Here is a 561-nt window from a genome sequence, read left to right on the forward strand (position 1 = left end):
TGGTTATACTTCTCAAACGATGTTTTTTACCTATGTAGAAGAATCAGATTCATTAATGATTTTACCATTCAACTACTGGAATAATGAAGAAAAACAGGAACGTTGGGGAAATGCTTTTGACTTATTTTGGTTTAATGATGATGGTTCTATCTCATCAGATGAGAAGCTAGCTACATTTGAACAATTTCACAACTATGAGAATCGTTGCGCAGAATGCCATTTAACAGGGTTTAATGTTGAAACATGGACAGATGCAGGTAAGTTAGGGCGTTCAGCAGATAAAACTAATATTTGGACAACAACTGAATTTGCTATTGGATGTGAAAAATGTCATGGCCCTGGGGCTGCACATGCCAAAAGTCGTGATAAAAAAGATATTGTAAATCCAGAAAACTTAGACAGTAAGACGGGAAGTGAAGAGTGCGATCAGTGTCATCAGTCAGGGCACCCGATTAATTATGACAATGGTTTTTGGAGCGAACTTCCGATTAAATTCGATGAAAAAAATCCTCTAGGGCAAGGTCAACACTATAATGTTGGCGATAAACTGGATGAGTTTTA

At 37.1% G+C, this 561-nt stretch carries 1 protein-coding gene; it reads left to right on the forward strand.

Features of this window, described 5'->3' with window-relative positions:
- Positions 1-561, forward strand: a 561-nt coding sequence (locus AAEZ02_RS21800) for a multiheme c-type cytochrome (protein ID WP_351125018.1), incomplete at both ends; no start/stop codon positions are given.

Origin of the sequence: Shewanella sp. T24-MNA-CIBAN-0130 (assembly GCF_040310185.1) — a bacterium.
GTDB classification, from domain to species: domain Bacteria; phylum Pseudomonadota; class Gammaproteobacteria; order Enterobacterales; family Shewanellaceae; genus Shewanella; species Shewanella psychromarinicola.